This is a genomic window from Miltoncostaea oceani, from assembly GCF_018141545.1.
In the GTDB taxonomy this organism is placed as follows: Bacteria; Actinomycetota; Thermoleophilia; order Miltoncostaeales; family Miltoncostaeaceae; genus Miltoncostaea; species Miltoncostaea oceani.
In genome coordinates, this window is sequence record NZ_CP064357.1 from 382,713 (window position 1) to 397,950 (window position 15,238).

Consider the following 15,238-nt stretch of genomic DNA (forward strand, 5'->3'; position numbering starts at 1 on the left):
CGGTCGATGGAGTCGTCGTCCGGACTCACATCGGGCCGGTCCATACGCCCCCGGGACTCACACGTCGTAGATTCGAGGAGACCGCGATGTCCCTGATCGTTCCGGGACCGACAAGAGGACAGCACCATGAACAAGGCGAGCCTGGCTCGGATCATCACCGCCCACCGCCGTAGCTACGTCCATCAGGCGACGGGGCGTCGACTGGTCTCCGACCACCTGTCCTTCGAGCTTCTGCCGGTCCTCGTCGCCGCCGGCGCGGTCGCCCTGATCCTCACCGGCTTCGATCTCCCCTCCCAGGTGCGCATCGGCGCCCTCGCACTCGTCGGCCTCACCGGCGCGATGCTCTTCGCGGCCTTCCTCTTCGTCAGCGCGACAGCGCACGGCGTCGCGGCGCGGATGTCGCAGATCGACAACTCGCCCCGGGAGTGGAGCCAGCGCCGAACCCTCCTCGGCGAGATGGCGGCGAACTCGGCCTACGGCGTCCTCGTGGGCTCCGTGGCAGGTGTCCTGTTCGTGGTCGGCTCTGGTTCCGGCTGGTTCGCACTCGCGGACGGACTCGCCATCGGCATGGGCGTCCACCTCGCGCTGGTCTTTGCGATGGTGATGAAGCGGCTGATGGCCCTCACCGAAGGCACGCTGAACGAGACGCTGAAGATCCGCGAGCGTGAGCCCGAGCAGGAGATCGCCGCATGAGGGCTATGTCGCATCCTTTCGAGGACCACGGCGCGGCTCCGGCGCACGGCCGGCGCAGCCGCCTGTTCCCCGGCCTCGACGCCCTCGTGATGAGCGCCCTCACCCTCTGGATCGGCGTGGAGTTCTCGGCCACGGTGCGCGCCGGTGCCCTCGTGGTCCTCGGTCTGGTCGGCGCGACGCTGCTTGTCGCGTCCGCGCGCGCGTCATCGCCCGGCAGGCCCTCCCGGCAGCTGGTGCTCTACGGGGCGGCCACCGCCGGCCTGATCGGCGTCGTCGGCCTGGGGGCGCTTGCGGGCTGGTCGGCTTGGGGCGATCCCCTGGCACTCGGCGCCTTCTACTTCGTGGCCTGCCACGCGGCCCTGCTGGCCAAGGCCGCGCGCTCGCGCTAGGGGAGCGACCCCGCCCATGCGATCGGCGTTTGCCCCTGGGACTCGAGGATCCGGTTGACCTCCGAGAAGTGTCCGCAACCGAAGAAGCCGCGGTAGGCCGACAGGGGAGACGGATGCGGGGCGCGCAGGACATGGTGGCGCCCGGTGTCGATGAGCGGCTCCTTGGCGCCGGCCGGGGCGCCCCAGAGCAGGAAGATGACGTCCGCGCGCTCGCGTGAGACGGTCCGGATCGCCTCGTCGGTGAACTGCTCCCATCCGCGGCCCCGGTGCGCCGCGGCCTCATGGAGTTTGGTGGTCATGATCGTGTTCAGCAGGAGGACGCCCTGGGCGGCCCAGTCGCGCAGGTCGCCGTCGGTGCGCGGCTCTCCGCCGCAGTCGCTTGCGATCTCCCGGAAGATGTTGCGCAGCGACGGGGGCACCGGCGTCGAGGGCGGCACCGAGAAGGACAGGCCCATCGCCTGGTCTGGGCCGTGGTAGGGGTCCTGTCCGAGGATGACGACCCGGACCTGCTCGAGGGGCGTCGCGGTGAAGGCGGCGAAGATCGCGCCGGGTGAGGGGCAGATCTTCTTCGGGCGCTGGGCCCGCAGGAACTCGGCGAGCTCGCGCATGTAGTCCTTCGCGAGCTCCGGGCCGAGGTGGCGCGCCCACCCCTCACCGAGCTGCGCGACGGGATCTGGCGGGGGAAGCGTCATGGGGGCGAGCGTAGACGGGCGTGAAGGCCGTTCGCGCACCCTCTCGCGGCGACATGCTGCAGCGCGTCCGTGACCTGGCCGTCCAGGCCTCGAACGGCACGCTGACCGACGGGCAGCGCAAGAACCTCGACACCGTTCTCACACCTTCTTAGGGAACGGCGGGATTTCCTCACGGATCCCTGACGGAACGAATCCCCCGCCGGTCGTAGCCTGGTCGCATGAGAACGATCCTCGTCGCCGCCCTCCTGGCCTTCGCGGCCTCGGCCACCGCGGCGGTCGCCGCCCCGCCGTCTCCCCCGCCGGCACCGGGCTGGCCGAAGTCCCTTCCCGCGGGCACAGTGATCCAGGGACCGGGGGGCGGCTTGGTGCTGGTCTCCGCCCGGTCGAGCGGCGGCTTCGCCGCCCGGGCCTTCCGGCGCGACGGGCGGCGGATCTGGACCGCCGCCCGCGAGGCGGGATGCGGGGACTGCAACGACGGCCCCCAGCCGGTGCGGCTGCAGCCCGACGGCACGTTCGGTCCGATCGGATTCGACGGCGACTACATCTGGGCCGTCGACCGGCGTGGACGGCCGGCGGAGGCGTGCGCCGGGGTCATGTCACCCGACGGCTCGTGCGTGGTGGGGCGCAGCGGCTTCGCCCCTCCGATCGAGGCCGGTCCGCGTCCGGTCGTCCGCGGCCTGGCGAGGGGCGTCCCGTTCGACTCCTGGCAACTCGTGGTGCCCGGGTACCTGTGGCAGGACGAGTTCGACGTCCCGGCGATGACCGTCGCCGACGCCCGCGGGATCGTCTACGTCGCGTTCCGGAACCCCGTGCCCGGCGTGGTCGTCGGACGCGCCATCTCGGGGATCCTGGTGGCCGTGGATCCCGTCGCCCGCACGATCCTGTGGGTCTCGGAGGGCCCCTTCCAGGCCCTCACCGGCCTCACGTCGGGGGTGCTCGTCGCCGAGCCCGGCGGGATCGCGGCATACCGCGCCGACGGCACGGTGGCCTGGCGTCAGGCGATCCCGCTCGGCCAGGGGGTCGTCCCCGGCACGGTGGTCCACGACCCCTCCCGGGGGCGGGTCTACCTCGGGAGGCTCCCGGTCGGGCGGCCGTTGTCCCTGCCGGGGGTCACCGCGCTCGACGCGGCGACCGGTGACGAGGTGTGGAACAGCCCCTACACCGACCGGGCACGCCTGTTGTCGGTCGGGCGGGGTGGGCGCGTGTACCTCGCCGTGGACCGGGCCGGCGGGGTCGCGGAGACGGCGTTGCGGGGTGTGCGGGCTGTCCGATGGAGCGACGGGAGGGCGGTATGGGAACGGCGCACTCGGCTGCCGGTGCAGGGGGCGCGGGAGCTCGTGAACGGCACCGTCGCGATCTCGGCGGGCGACCCCTCGGGCAGCGGTCACGGCGTCCTGACCCTCCTCGATCCGCGATGAGACGCCTCCTCGGCGCGACCGCCCTCGCCCTCCTCGCGGCGGCGCCGGTCCTCGGCGCGACCACCACGGTCCGCCTCGACGTTGAGCCGCGCGTCGGCGTGAACGCCGACGGCCACCTCTGGGCGCTCGCCGACCGCGGCGACACCCGCGTCCTCGTCGAGGCGGGACGGTTCACCGGGCGGCCGACGGGCCGCGAGGTCGTCGTCGCCACCGGGATCTCGCCGGACGTCGGGGTCGGGGTCGGGGTCGGCCGCCCGTCGCTGACGGCCGCGGGTCGGGGTGTCTGGACGGCCGCGGTGTCTGGGTGCTGAGCCGATCCGACCGCATGCTGACACGGGTCGCGGCGCGGTGGCAGATCCGGCGGGAGCCGAGGGCGCTGGCATGATCGCGGCATGTCCCGGGGCCGCTCACACCCACCCTCACGACTGCTTGTCTCGCCCCTCGTGGGCGGGACCGCGGGGGCTCCGATGCTGTTCGAGATCTCCTCGCCGGCGTCGGGCCGTCTCCTCGACCTCGTCGACCAGTGGAGCAAGCGATACCCCGAGGACCTACCCCTGCGCCGGGCGCTGAGGGGGCTGCTCGCCGACCTCCACGCGGACCCTGCGCTGATCGAGCTGGACTCCGAGGCGCTCGAGGCCATCCGCTCCCGCGCGGCCGATCTGCTCGCGGCCTTCCCGGATGACCGCGAGCTCGTGCTGATCGACGCGGCACTCACGGCCGCGGTCTAGGCGACCTCCAGCGGGGACGAGGCTCTGTCACTGGCCGCACGCCCGATCTCGTCGAGGACCTCACCCCACGGGCGCTGATCCGAGGCCGATGCGCCGCGCATGCGCACCTGGACTGCGCCCTGCGCTGCCTCATCGGGTCCGATGATGAGCATGTAGGGCGCCCGGGCCTTCACCGCGCGCCGGATCCTCGCCCCCAGACCGCCGGCGCCGGCTTCCACCTCGACGCCGACCCTGCGCTGTCGCAGGGAACCGGCGACCGCAACGGCATGGGCCCGAGAGGCCTCATCGTCGAGGGGGACGACCATCACGGGGACCGGTGCGCACCAGACAGGTAGGTCGCCCTGGGAGGCCTCCAGCATGATCGCCACCATCCTCTCGATCGAGCCGAAGCCCGCCCGGTGGAGGACCCACGGATGGTGGGCGGCGTTGTCGGGCCCGACGTAGGAGAGCCCGAGCCGGACCGGCAGCTGCAGGTCGAGCTGGACCGAGCCCATCTGCCAGCGGCGCCCGAGCGCGTCGTCAGCGAAGAGGTCGATCTTCGGCCCGTAGAAGGCGCCCTCCCCCCGGACCTCATGTGCGTCGACGCCGGCGGCGCGAAGGCCCTCGCGCAGGGCCGCCTGTGCCTTCGCCCAGTCCTGCTCGGATCCGAAGGAGAGCGCCGGCCTCAGGGACAGCTGGGCGGAGATCTCCAACCCGAGGAGACGGTAGGCCTCACGAGACATCTCCAGACAGCGCGCCACCTCAGCGCCCACCTGATCGGGCGCGCAGAACAGATGCGAGTCGTCCTGGACGAACTGGCGCGCCCGCAGCAGGCCGAGCAGCGACCCCGAGGGCTCGTTGCGGTGGACAAGGCCCGCCTCGGCGAAGCGCACCGGGAGCTCACGCCAGGAGCGCAACCGTGAGCCGAAGATGGCCATGTGGGCGGGGCAGCTCATCGGCTTCAGCCCCCAGCCGCGCTCCCCGTGGGAGAAGAGGTACATGTCATCGCTGTACTTGTCGAGGTGCCCGGAGGCCTCCCACGAGGACGCCGAGTGGAGGACGGGCGTACAGACCTCCTCGAAGCCCTCGCAGGCCAGCTGCTCACGCCAGAGCCCGAGGAGGGCCTCGCGCATGCGCTGCCCGCGCGGATGCCAGAAGCACCCCGCGGCCTCGGGGGAGAAGTGGAAGAGGTCGAGCTCGACGCCGAGCTGCTGATGCGAGCGCGGATGCGCCGGGGATGAGTGGGACACGGGAGACTCCTTGGAGAGAGATGACGGCGCTCCCCGTCTGAGGGGCGCGGAGGCGGGCCTCATGGGCCCATGGCACCCTCATCCCTGCGCGCGCCGGCGAACGAAGCCCGCGCGTGGTGGTCCGAGGGCGCCTACAGAGTTCGTGTCGTTCCGAGCGCGAGCGTCAGCAAGGAGCAGCGACGGATCTCGAGCGCACCGGACATGACCACACCCTACGACGCCCCGGCGGGGCGCCGCCGCATTCTCACCGGGGGTCGCAGAGAGTGATCATCTCGCCGAGGGCATCGGATAGCTCACGCTCGGCCGATTCGGCGATCAACGCCCTCTCGCGCCAGTGCGCGGCGGCGCGCAGCTCCTCGAGGGCCTCGGCGGAGCTCAGGCGGTGCTCGACGCGGAAGACATCGGCGTCGGGAGGGATCCGGTAGCGGATGTAGAGCTGCTTGCCCCCGCTCGTCCAGCGCAGCGCGGCCGGCCGCGTCGGTCCGTCGGGGTCGATGGTGCGCCGATAGGCGCAGATGTTGCGGTTGCCGGGGCGGGCGCGTCCCGAGTCGCGCCACCACCACTGGGCCGGGTCGTAGGTCTGGGCGGGTTGGGTCCAGTAGATGAACTCGCTCAGCTGCGGGCCGGGGAGTCTCAGGAGGATGGCGATCCGGTCCCAGGCGTAGCGCCCGACGACCCGCTCGTTGAAGGCCTCGATCACCCGCGCCCCGAGGATGTCCGCGCTGACGGTCTCAAGGCGCTCACCCGGACCGAACAGGCTCTCCGGCGCCGGCCTGGCGATGATCAGGTCCTCGCTCTGGCCGAGCAGGTCCCAGGCGCGGAGCGCGCCGCGACGGACGGCCTCTGTCTTCACCGAGACGCCGACCGGGGGATGCCCGGCCGGTCCGGGAAGATAGACGTCGGGCCATGGGCGGTTACACCCGGTGATGCGGCGCTCCCCGCCCGCGACTGCCGCGAGGACGTTCTCCCAGTCCCGGCCGCTCAGATCATCGATGAAGGGGGATGACAGGTGCAGTGTGAGCAGCTCGCGCGCAGCGTCCAGCTGCTGTCTGCTCATGTATCCCACGCCGCGACGGTAGGTGCGACTGTTGGCCGCTCCGGGCGAATCTCGCCCAGATCAGATCTGCGCCTGATCGCAGACCTCGCAGTAGAATCAGGGCATGGGACGGGGCAAGAGACAGAGCGGTGCGTCATCGGCCACTGGGGCAGCGCCCTCGCCCGTGCTCCTGGCGCGCGCTGACTTCCGCGCCCAGGTGTTCGCTCGCGATGGCGGGCTGTGCGTCGTCTGCGGAGCGGAGGGGGCGGACGCCCATCACATCCTCGAGCGCCGCCTCTTCCATGACGGCGGCTACTACCTCGACAACGGCGTCTGCCTCTGCTCGCCTTGCCACCTGAAGGCCGAGCAGACCCTGATCGATCCGAGCCTCCTGCGCGAGCGCGCCGGCATCAAGACCCAGATCAGGCCGGCTCACTTCGCCGCGGCTGAGACCACCGACAAGTGGGGCAACCCGATCCACCCCAACGGCCGGCGCTCACGTGGGGAGCTCTTCTATGAGGAGCAGGTGCAGAAGATGCTCCGTGCCGGCGCTGTCCTCGATCTCTATGACGTGCGGGTCAAGTATCCGCGCTCATGGCACCTTCCGAGCTCACCGGGCGCGACGAACGATGACAAGGTCCTGCCCGACACGAGCCACCTGGACGGCCGTGAGATCGTCGCCTCGCTGAAGCTCGACGGCGAGGCCACCTCGCTCTACCGCGAGCACTTCCACGCGCGCTCGCTCGAGTCGTCGACCCACCCGTCCCAGAGCTGGCTGCGCAGCTTCCACGCAGCGATCGCCCATGAGATCCCGGAGGGCTGGAGGATCTGCGGAGAGAACCTGTTCGCTCGCCACTCCATCGCCTACGACGGGCTGCCGAGCTACTTCTTCGTGTACTCGATCTGGGACGAGCGCAACCAGGCGCTGCCGGTCGACCAGACCATCGAGTGGTGCGACCTGCTCGGCCTCCAGATGGTGCCGACCTTCTACCGAGGGCCCTTCGATGAGGATGCCGTCCGGGCGCTGATGCCCGACACGACCCCCTGGAGCGCGCGCAACGAGGGCTTTGTCGTGCGCCTCGCCGACGGCTTCCACTACCGCGACTTCGGCCGGAGCCTCGCCAAGTGGGTGATTCCGAACTTCGTCCCCGGCGGCACCGGGCACTGGCGGACCGCCGCGGTGGTCCCCAACGGGATCACCGCCGGCTCAGACGATCAGTCGCTGAACCAGTAGACCATCTGCGGGTTCTGCCCGGCCTGATCGAGCACGACCATCCGCTCCAGCGCCTCCTGGAGAAGGGGCGCCGGGCTGCGCCGGACGCCGGCGTGCGGATCACCGATCCGCTCGAGGACCAGGGCTCCGCTCTCGTGCAGCAGGGAGTAGGCCGCATCCATCAGGCGAGCGGGGAGGATGCTCCTGCTGAAGAGAACCGCCAGCTCCTCGGGCGCGCTGATCACCGGACCGGGGACGCCCTCCCACGGCTCGAAGAAGGGGAGAGGCGAACCCGGGGCCCCCTCGCTCGTCCTCCCCAGCCCGACGACCTCGACGTGGCTCGGCCCGTAGTCGGTCGAGCCGTTGTGGATCGTGAGCAGGCGGGTCAGCTCGGTCGGGCCCATCCAGCTGAAGCCGAAGGGGGCGGGGTCGACCTGCCACCAGCCTCCGTCGGGGAACCGGCTGACGGCGGAGAGGGGAGTGGAGTCGAGGATCTCCCCGTCGCCGGTGAGCCCGACCATCCGGCCACGGTCAAGGCGTGCTGTGTGCGGGTCATCGACCTCGAACAGCAGATCGCCTGCGATCGCTCCGGTGAGACGCGGAGGGAGTCCCCGCAGCTGATGGGCGAAGGGTGGTGCGCCGCCGCGGATCGGACCACCGAGCAGACCGAACAACCAGTGGTCCCGCTTGAGCGCCCCGAGCCGGATCGCCGGATCGCCATCCGCCTGGAGGTACAGCTTCAGCCATCTCGCCACGCCGACCAGCATGGGACGCCCCAGGGCGCGCCCGTGCGATCTTCGTCAGCGCCGGGCCGATGCCAGGTCTCGGCGGCGATGTCCCTCGCTCGCCGTATGGTCACTGACAGAGCACGAGCGTGAGGCTGAATGGATCAGCAACCGGATTTATACCCGGCCCCAAAGCGGGTTCGATCCCCGTCGCGCTCTCTCGCATGGACGGCGGCCCGCGTCGCCGAATGGCTGGCGGGCCCCGATCTCAGGAGTCGGAGCCGCCGAGGCTGATCGCCACCGTCTCGGTCCCGGCCGAGACCTCGGTCAGGCCGGCATCGCGCACGAATCCGACGTCGCCGTCGTGGAGGGACCGCCAGCGGTCGGCGTCCGCGGTCGCGATGCCAAGGGGATAGCCGGCCTCAGCCCAGGCCACGAGCCGCGCCGAAGCGTCGGTGCGCTCCCACTCGAGCGTCTCGACCATCAGGGCGGCGTGTCCGACCTGGGCCATCGTCTTGCCGACGCTCATGCCGGCAGCGTCGTTGATCCAGAGCTGGACGGCGTCCGGATGAGCGGGCGCCTCGGCGCCCTGGTGTCCGGCGAGGGTGGAGCGGTCGGGGTCGTAGACGCGGAGCTTGCCGAGGAGCGGGCTGCGGCCTGAGCGCAGGATCGGGGGCAGCGCCATCAGGGCCGCCTCCCCGACTGCCGGGACGGCGCAGTGGTGCTCGTCGGACAGCAGGCTCGCCCACTCGCTCTCGCGGGCCCGCAGCACGACCTTGCGAAACGACAGCGCCCGCCAGGCCTCATAGCGCGAGCGCCACGGCTCGGTCTGCAGCACGGGGGCGTCGAGGATGTCCAGGCACGCGCGCGCCGAGGCATCCAGCAGCTCGGCCTCAGACAGCTGATGCGAGCGTCGGACGATCAGATACATGACCCAGGGGTCGCTCTGGGCCATCCGCGCGAGTGATGCCGTCGGGAGGTCATGGTGGTTGAACGCCATCACTGAGACGATACGACGGCGGCTCCCCGATGTGAGCGAAATGAGACACGCGAGAATCCACCCGTGCTGTCCAATGAGCCTGTTAGTGTTCTCATCGATGTCCATAAGAGTCCGCTAGTTCCTCACCCCGGCTCGCCTCACGGCTGAGCCACTCCGGCGCCCGGCGCTCCCCCAAGGAGCTGTCATGGCTCCGATGACGCTGACTCTGGATTCGCGGATGCGTCCGATCGGCCTGATCCGTGAGCGGACGGCTGCACGGCATCTTGCCTGCGCGCTCTCTGAGGGACGCTCTCCCTCCTGCGAGCTGGTCCTCGCCGATCGCACCCGCCGCTACCGCACGCCCCGGATCGACGTGCCGGCTCCGGTCATCGTCCGGTGGCCAGCCTTTCAGGAGCTCACGCTCGCGGAGCGTTCACGTGTGACGCGACGGGTCCTGCTCGCACGCGACCAGTGGACCTGCCAGTACTGCGGCTTCGTCGCGCACGGGTCCCATGACCGGGCGAGGCTCACCGTCGACCACGTCAAGCCCGCGCACCTGTTCGACTCCCGGGCCGCGGCGACCACCTGGGAGAACGTCACCACCGCCTGCCGGGCCTGCAACAGCGAGAAGGCCGGGATGCTGCCGTTCGAGTGCGGGATGTACCCGGCGCGGGCACCCCGTGAGCCGCACTTCGTCCAGATCCGCTTCGCCGGCCGCCTGAACGGCGCCCAGCGCGACTACGTCCGCTCCTTCTACCAGCTGGGAGATGGCGATGATCTCCCGCTCTGAGTCGTCTGCGCCCCGATGGGCGCAGATCAAGGCCCCGTGCGTCCTCACCGGCGCGCGGGGCGCCATGCCCGCGGTGGTTCCGGGCTCCGGCAGCAGGTCCGCCGTCGCCCCCGAGGTTCGAGTCCTCGGGCGGGCACTCGCCCCGGCCAGCTCACTGGTCGGGGCGCCATGCCCTGCGCGCCCTCACCGGCACGCAGGGCACCAGGCCCCGGACGCCCTCACCGGCGCCCGGGGCTCCACGCCTCGGTCGCCCTCACCGGCGCCCGGGGCTCCACGCCTCGGTCGCCCTCACCGGCGCCCGGGGCGCCATGCCCGCGGTGGCAACGGGCGCCTGCAGAAGGTTCGCCGGCGCCTCCGAGGTTCGAGTCCTCGGGCGGGCACTCGCCCCGGCCAGACGGCTGGTCGGGGCGCCACGCCCCGCGCGCCCTCACCGGCTCGCAGGGCACCACGCCCCGCCTGTCCTCACCGGCAGGCGGGGCGCCATGTCCCGTGCGTCCTCACCGGCGCCCGGGGCACCACGCCCGCGGTGGTTCCGGGCTCCGGTGGCAGGTCTGCCGGCGCCCCCGAGGTTCGAGTCCTCAGGCGGGCATCCACGTGAGCGAGCGCGATCACGAGCTGGCGGTCTACCTGGTCGTCAACGGGCCCCTGGAGATGTCGACGGGGAAGATCGCCGCGCAGGCCTTCCAGGCCGCCCAGCGGCTGTTCCGGGCGGCGTCGCATCCGGACTGCCCTCTCCACCTGATCGAGGCCCTGCGCGCCTGGGAGGCTGAGGGCACCCGGACGATCACACGGGTCGCGCAGACCGCCCACGTCTTCTCCCGCGTCGTCGCGGAGGTCGAGGGCGTGGTGATGGTCGATGAGGGCCTGACCGAGGTCGAGCCCGGATCTGTGACCGTGTTCGCCAGCTGGCCGATCCCGATGGGGGACGCGCCGCGCGCGCTACGCCACCGACGTTGTCCGCTACTGCGAGGTGTGCGCGGGAGTGACCTCGAGTCTCAGCCCGAGAGCCCCGCCGATCCGGAGAATCGTCTCCAGGTGGGGGTCTGAGCGCACCTCGAGCACGGCGGCGACGGTCCCCGGATCGAGGCCGGCGCGGCGGGCGAGCTCGCGGCGGCTGATCCCCGCCGCCATGCGTGCCTTCTCGAGCTGATCACACAGCGCGAGAGAGCGTTCGGCGAGACTCTCAGGGCTCAGCCGAGGCTCATCGTCGGACACCCGCAGGCTCAACTGGCACATACTCACATCATGCCTGGCCGATGGTCCGGCCAGCTGGATGTGTGAGTGCTGACATCCACGTCAGCGGGGGGATCATCGACGGGGCGCCCGGGGGCCGGGGAACGGGGTCGGCGAAGGCCGGCGGCGGGTAGCCTCGTAGAGGCGATGGCGAGCACACACCCATGGGTGATCGACGCCGCCGGCCTTCCCCCGGTGCACGGCCGCGTGGCAGTGATCGGAACCCGGCGGGTCACCCGGACTGACGCCGATCGCTGTCGGGCGGTCGGGGTCGCCCTGGCCCACCAGGGGGTGAGGGTGGTGTCCGGCGGCGCCCCCGGTGCCGACCAGGCCTTTGCGGAGGGGGTCGCCTCGGTCGACCCACACCTGCTCGAGGTCGTGCTCCCATGGGAGGGCTTTCATCGTGCTGATCATCCCGATGGGGCACGGCTGGTCGTCTATGACCCCGAGCTCCATCCCGGCTGGGCGCACCATGCCGCCGCGGCCCACCCGGCCTGGGACATTGCGCGCAGCGACGGCCGTCCGGTCCTGAGCCCCGCGATGAAGAGGCTCCATTCCCGGAACACCGGGATCCTGCTCGGCTCCGGACCCGGCCAGACCGCATGCCTTGTGATCGCCTGCGTGGCTCCCGGACGCACCGGGGGGACCGAGCAGGGGATCCGCCTCGCCGAGCAGCTGGAGGTGCCGATCGTGCTGCTGGGTGAGGGGCCGCCGGCGCCCCTGACCCTCTTCGACTGAGACGAGTGTGGGACGGCGCGGCCCCCGGGAGTTCACTCCGGGGCGGGGTGCACCACCGGGTAGACCGCGGTCCCGTTCGCGGCGCGCTCCCAACCGAGCATCAGCGTGTCCGGAAGGTCCGCTCGGGCGCCACCGGTCTTGCCGCTGAAGGCCCCGGCACGGCGCAGGCGCGCGGCCAGAGCCGGATCGGCGATGGCGATCCCGTGGACGAGCTCGGGCTCAGCGCGGGCGATCTCGATCGGCGTCGGTGAGCGGGGCCCGACCCAGCCGGTCGCCAGGGCGTCCACGGAGAGGGTCGTGGCCTTGGCGATGATGTCGTTGCGGCCCTGCTCCGCCTCGCCGGCGATGACCGTCCAGGGATGGGGGAGCGCGGAGAACATCCGCGTGTCCTCGTGGAGCTCCTCACCCAACGCGCGATAGCCCCAGACCAGGTCCGATGCCATCAGGCGGGCGGCCTTGCCCGGCAGGTAGGCGTCGAGGGCGTCCTCGAGGTCCGCGGCGCGCATCGCGGCGATCCAGGCGGAGCGCATCGTGTTGAAGGAGCCCGCGTAGGCGTTCCAGCGTGAGGAGTCGACGTCGCGGACCATCACCATCTCCTCGCGCATGCGCTCGGGGAGAGAGCTCCAGAGGACCCCCAGGCGGTTCGCACTGACCACCATCTGCTCATGGAAGAGCCCGATCAGGCTCCCGCGCTCGGCCACCGACAGGCGACCGATCACCGGGGTGGTCGGCATGACGTGGGCCACGGCGAACCAGTTCACACCCTCGCGCTCGCGCATGACCGCGTGGAGGGCCTCGCTGATCGAGTCGAAGGCCCTGCTCTGGGCGCCGAAGAGGAACATCGACCGCCGGTTGGCGCGCGCGGCGAGGTAGCTGACGAACGCGAGCGTCAGGTCATCACAGTCGCGCCCGCCGACCGCGTGGGCCAGGCGGCTCTTGGCCTGCATCTGGGCCTGCCGGAACTCGGTGTTCAGGCGCATGCGCTCGATCTTCTGCTCGAAGCGGCGCAGGAAGCGAAGACGCTTGTGGAGTGCGCCGGGGGAGGGGGCATTGCCCGCGCGGGCCAGCTCGGCCCGAGCACGCAGGGCATCGAGGGCGGACGCGCCGGCCGGTGCACCGAGCATCGTGAGGGCGACGACCAGACGCCCTTCGAGGTAGGACGGCTCACCGGCCCGGGTGTGGTCGACGTCGAGGCCATCGAACAGGCGCTCGAGGGTCCTCAGCTGGTCGTCGGCCGCCACCACCCGCTCGAAGTCGCTCGGCATGCTCGTCTCGAAGCTGAAGTCCGAGCGGCTGCCTGCCAGCTGCTCCAGCTCGCGCCGGAGGGGGACGGGAAGGCCGGGGATCTCGAGGGCGACGATCGCCCGCGCGACATCAGGGGTCGCGGCGCGGCGGCCGAGGCTCTCCTCGAGGAACGTGCGCGGGTCTTCGATGCTCGCCACGCGCTTCTCCCTCGTGATCACCGTGGATGAAAGACATGCGTCCGGCGGGACTCGATACCCGCAACCACCCGGAATGTCGGAAAGAGCCAGGCGCTCTGGCGGAGCGTTGAGCTACGGACGCGTCACGACCATACGGCGCCATCGGCGATATGCATCAACGTCCCGGGCGCAGGGACTCGATGACATGCCTAACGGCCGAAGGACTCCAGTGCGGCGCGGTCCTGCTCGAGCGAGCGCCGGCACTCATCGATGATGTCGCGTTCGGCCACCGATCGCGTTCGGCCGAGCTCCTCAGTGAGCTCCTGGAGGGCCCAGGCGGTGCGCTGCTCCAGGTAGGGGCGCATGTGTGGCATCTCCGCGGCGATCGCAACTGCGCTGGAGCGCCGGCCGCGCAGGCACCAGAACCAGAGGTTCGCCTGGAGCATCACCTCACCCATGCGTGTCAGCACGCGCTCGTATCCCGAACCCGAGTGGATGACCACGCGGAGCGTCTCATGGGACGCGGTCTCGGCTGCGCGCAGCGCCTGCTCTGCGGCGTTGAGGGCGGCCTGGGTGTGCATCAGCCTCAGGTCCGCACGCAGGCCGGAGACGTCGAGGGCGTCATCTGTGTTCATGCGTCTGAGCATAGTCCGCGCGGTGGCGCCAGCCGCGATGTCCTCTCATGACGCGAGGAAAACCGAGCGCGGCGACGCGGCACACCTACCCTCGGATCCGACATGGGACGCGGACGATCACACGGCTCTCTCACCGTGCCCAACGGCACCTCTCGTCCGGGAGAGGTCGATCACGCTGCGCTGATCCGCTCCCTGCCGGTGATGGCCGGCCAGGAGCTACCCCTCGTCGCGCTCGTCGGATCACACGCCTACGGGCTCGCGACCCCGGAGTCCGACCACGACTACCGCGGCCTCTACCTCGCCCCGACCCGTCAGCTGCTCGGTCTGACCTCTCCGGTCGACCAGCTGGAGATGAAGGATCCGGACATCTGCTGCTTCGAGTTGGAGAAGTTCTGCCGCCTCTGCCTCGCCGCGAACCCCAACGTGCTCGAGATCCTCTGGGCCGAGCCCGTCATCGACTCACCTCTTGGCCGCCGGCTGCGCGAGATGCGCTTCTCCTTCCTCTCGGAGAAGGTGCGCACGACCTACACCGGCTACGCGGTCTCCCAGCTCAAGCGGGCCCTCGCGACACCTCCGGAGTCCCCGAGACGGCGCGAGAAGGCGGTCCGGCATCTGTTCCGGCTCTACGAGCAGGTACGGGCGTTGCTCGAGACCGGGGACATGCAGCTGCGTGTCGCTGATCCTGATCGGCTGCGTGCCTACGCGCGCCTGGACGACGCGCAGCTGAACGCCGAGTTCGAGCGGATGTTCGAGCGGGTCAAGTCGATCCCGAGCGCATTGGCCCCCGAGCCGGCGCGCGCGGAGGTGGAGGCCTTCCTGATCGAGGTGAGGCTGGACCAGCTTCATCGGGAGGGCGGCTCCAGCCGCCCTCCCGATGAGTCCTAGCGCAGCGCGGAGAGGATCTTCGCGGCGGTCTCCGCGTCGGTGCGCTCCGGGCCACGGCCGCTGATGATCCCATGGAGCACGCCGGGCGCGATCTCGGCGCGGGTGGCGAAGCCGATCCAGGTCTCGCCGCCATCGGCCAGGTGGCGCTCGACGCGGACCATCAGGTCCCGGCTGTCCATCGGAGCGCCGACGAGGATCTGCTCGACCTCGACCTCGACCTCGGCGGTCGGAGCGGACTCGTTCGACTCCACGGACTCGGCCGCGGCGGCCTTCTTGCGCGCCCGGTAGTCGCGGATCCGGGCCGCGACGCAGTCGAGGCACTGGTAGGGGTTGACGCCGAAGCGGGCGCCGTCGGCCTCGGTGCGCGAACACTTGGAGCACCGGCAGGTCCTGGTGCTCGTGCGCGGCTCTCTCATCTTGGACATCCCTCTCTG

Annotated in this window: 19 protein-coding genes and 1 tRNA gene; 10 read left to right on the forward strand and 10 right to left on the reverse strand. The window is 71.1% G+C overall.

Annotation, left to right across the window (positions count from 1 at the left end; genetic code table 11):
* Nucleotides 1-126 precede the first annotated feature (126 nt).
* Together IU369_RS20815 and IU369_RS20820 are read left to right on the forward strand one after the other, a co-directional pair.
* Nucleotides 127-693 (forward strand): hypothetical protein, encoded by a 567-nt coding sequence (locus tag IU369_RS20815; protein ID WP_217925137.1) that lies wholly within the window; start codon nucleotides 127-129, stop codon nucleotides 691-693.
* A 5-nt stretch (nucleotides 694-698) separates the two neighbouring features.
* On the forward strand, nucleotides 699-1,082 hold the full coding sequence (locus IU369_RS20820) for a hypothetical protein (protein ID WP_217925138.1): 384 nt from the start codon (nucleotides 699-701) through the stop codon (nucleotides 1,080-1,082).
* Here IU369_RS20820 and ung read toward each other — a convergent pair.
* Entirely contained in the window at nucleotides 1,079-1,774 is a 696-nt protein-coding gene (ung, locus tag IU369_RS20825) for a uracil-DNA glycosylase (protein ID WP_217925139.1), read from the reverse strand. The two genes, IU369_RS20820 and ung, sit on opposite strands and share 4 nt — an antisense overlap.
* Nucleotides 1,775-1,992: 218 nt before the next feature.
* Between ung and IU369_RS20830 the strand changes: the two genes are divergently transcribed.
* The 3 genes from IU369_RS20830 (at nucleotide 1,993) to IU369_RS20840 (ending at nucleotide 3,920) form a co-directional block, all read left to right on the forward strand.
* Nucleotides 1,993-3,192: an outer membrane protein assembly factor BamB family protein gene (locus tag IU369_RS20830; protein ID WP_217925140.1), complete on the forward strand. Its 1,200-nt coding sequence runs from the start codon at nucleotides 1,993-1,995 to the stop codon at nucleotides 3,190-3,192.
* Nucleotides 3,189-3,503, forward strand: a complete 315-nt coding sequence (locus tag IU369_RS20835; RefSeq protein ID WP_217925141.1) for a hypothetical protein — start codon at nucleotides 3,189-3,191, stop codon at nucleotides 3,501-3,503. The genes IU369_RS20830 and IU369_RS20835 overlap by 4 nt, the downstream gene beginning before the upstream one ends.
* 156 nt (nucleotides 3,504-3,659) lie before the next feature.
* Nucleotides 3,660-3,920, forward strand: a complete 261-nt coding sequence (locus IU369_RS20840; protein ID WP_217925142.1) for a hypothetical protein — start codon at nucleotides 3,660-3,662, stop codon at nucleotides 3,918-3,920.
* Here the strand turns inward: IU369_RS20840 and thrS are convergent.
* Both thrS and IU369_RS20850 read right to left on the reverse strand, forming a co-directional pair.
* Nucleotides 3,917-5,149, reverse strand: a complete 1,233-nt coding sequence (thrS, locus tag IU369_RS20845; protein ID WP_217925143.1) for a threonine--tRNA ligase — start codon at nucleotides 5,147-5,149, stop codon at nucleotides 3,917-3,919. The two genes, IU369_RS20840 and thrS, sit on opposite strands and share 4 nt — an antisense overlap.
* A gap of 244 nt (nucleotides 5,150-5,393) precedes the next feature.
* Nucleotides 5,394-6,206, reverse strand: coding sequence for a hypothetical protein (locus IU369_RS20850; protein WP_217925144.1), 813 nt, complete (start codon nucleotides 6,204-6,206; stop codon nucleotides 5,394-5,396).
* A gap of 163 nt (nucleotides 6,207-6,369) precedes the next feature.
* On the opposite strand from IU369_RS20850, the gene IU369_RS20855 reads away from it, so the two are divergent.
* Nucleotides 6,370-7,419, forward strand: coding sequence for an RNA ligase family protein (locus IU369_RS20855; protein WP_246551674.1), 1,050 nt, complete (start codon nucleotides 6,370-6,372; stop codon nucleotides 7,417-7,419).
* Here the strand turns inward: IU369_RS20855 and IU369_RS20860 are convergent.
* Nucleotides 7,401-8,153: a hypothetical protein gene (locus IU369_RS20860; protein WP_217925145.1), complete on the reverse strand. Its 753-nt coding sequence runs from the start codon at nucleotides 8,151-8,153 to the stop codon at nucleotides 7,401-7,403. The genes IU369_RS20855 and IU369_RS20860 overlap by 19 nt on opposite strands.
* Nucleotides 8,154-8,391: 238 nt before the next feature.
* Nucleotides 8,392-9,123 carry an aminoacyl-tRNA hydrolase gene (locus tag IU369_RS20865; RefSeq protein WP_217925146.1) on the reverse strand — a complete coding sequence of 244 codons (732 nt, stop codon included), beginning with the start codon at nucleotides 9,121-9,123 and terminating at the stop codon, nucleotides 8,392-8,394.
* Between the two features lie 193 nt (nucleotides 9,124-9,316).
* Here IU369_RS20865 and IU369_RS20870 point away from each other — a divergent pair, with 193 nt between their 5' ends.
* A complete protein-coding gene (locus IU369_RS20870) occupies nucleotides 9,317-9,892 on the forward strand; it encodes an HNH endonuclease (RefSeq protein WP_246551676.1) in 576 nt (191 codons plus the stop codon).
* A gap of 594 nt (nucleotides 9,893-10,486) precedes the next feature.
* Nucleotides 10,487-10,939 carry a peptidyl-tRNA hydrolase gene (locus IU369_RS20875; protein WP_217925147.1) on the forward strand — a complete coding sequence of 151 codons (453 nt, stop codon included), beginning with the start codon at nucleotides 10,487-10,489 and terminating at the stop codon, nucleotides 10,937-10,939.
* Here IU369_RS20875 and IU369_RS23900 read toward each other — a convergent pair.
* Nucleotides 10,853-11,128 carry a helix-turn-helix domain-containing protein gene (locus IU369_RS23900; RefSeq protein WP_217925148.1) on the reverse strand — a complete coding sequence of 92 codons (276 nt, stop codon included), beginning with the start codon at nucleotides 11,126-11,128 and terminating at the stop codon, nucleotides 10,853-10,855. The two genes, IU369_RS20875 and IU369_RS23900, sit on opposite strands and share 87 nt — an antisense overlap.
* 144 nt (nucleotides 11,129-11,272) lie before the next feature.
* On the opposite strand from IU369_RS23900, the gene IU369_RS20885 reads away from it, so the two are divergent.
* Nucleotides 11,273-11,863 carry a DNA-processing protein DprA gene (locus tag IU369_RS20885; RefSeq protein ID WP_217925149.1) on the forward strand — a complete coding sequence of 197 codons (591 nt, stop codon included), beginning with the start codon at nucleotides 11,273-11,275 and terminating at the stop codon, nucleotides 11,861-11,863.
* A gap of 32 nt (nucleotides 11,864-11,895) precedes the next feature.
* Here the strand turns inward: IU369_RS20885 and IU369_RS20890 are convergent, their stop codons facing one another.
* The 3 genes from IU369_RS20890 to IU369_RS20900 all read right to left on the reverse strand — a co-directional run bounded on the left by IU369_RS20890 (nucleotide 11,896) and on the right by IU369_RS20900 (nucleotide 13,919).
* Entirely contained in the window at nucleotides 11,896-13,305 is a 1,410-nt protein-coding gene (locus IU369_RS20890; protein ID WP_217925150.1) for a hypothetical protein, read from the reverse strand.
* 36 nt (nucleotides 13,306-13,341) lie between these two features.
* Nucleotides 13,342-13,426: transfer RNA gene (locus IU369_RS20895), tRNA-OTHER, on the reverse strand.
* Nucleotides 13,427-13,493: 67 nt separating this feature from the next.
* Nucleotides 13,494-13,919, reverse strand: a complete 426-nt coding sequence (locus IU369_RS20900; protein ID WP_217925151.1) for a hypothetical protein — start codon at nucleotides 13,917-13,919, stop codon at nucleotides 13,494-13,496.
* A 102-nt stretch (nucleotides 13,920-14,021) separates the two neighbouring features.
* On the opposite strand from IU369_RS20900, the gene IU369_RS20905 reads away from it, so the two are divergent.
* Nucleotides 14,022-14,804 carry a nucleotidyltransferase domain-containing protein gene (locus IU369_RS20905; protein ID WP_217925152.1) on the forward strand — a complete coding sequence of 261 codons (783 nt, stop codon included), beginning with the start codon at nucleotides 14,022-14,024 and terminating at the stop codon, nucleotides 14,802-14,804.
* Here IU369_RS20905 and IU369_RS20910 read toward each other — a convergent pair.
* Nucleotides 14,801-15,220, reverse strand: a complete 420-nt coding sequence (locus IU369_RS20910) for a hypothetical protein (protein WP_217925153.1) — start codon at nucleotides 15,218-15,220, stop codon at nucleotides 14,801-14,803. The two genes, IU369_RS20905 and IU369_RS20910, sit on opposite strands and share 4 nt — an antisense overlap.
* Nucleotides 15,221-15,238: the final 18 nt, after the last annotated feature.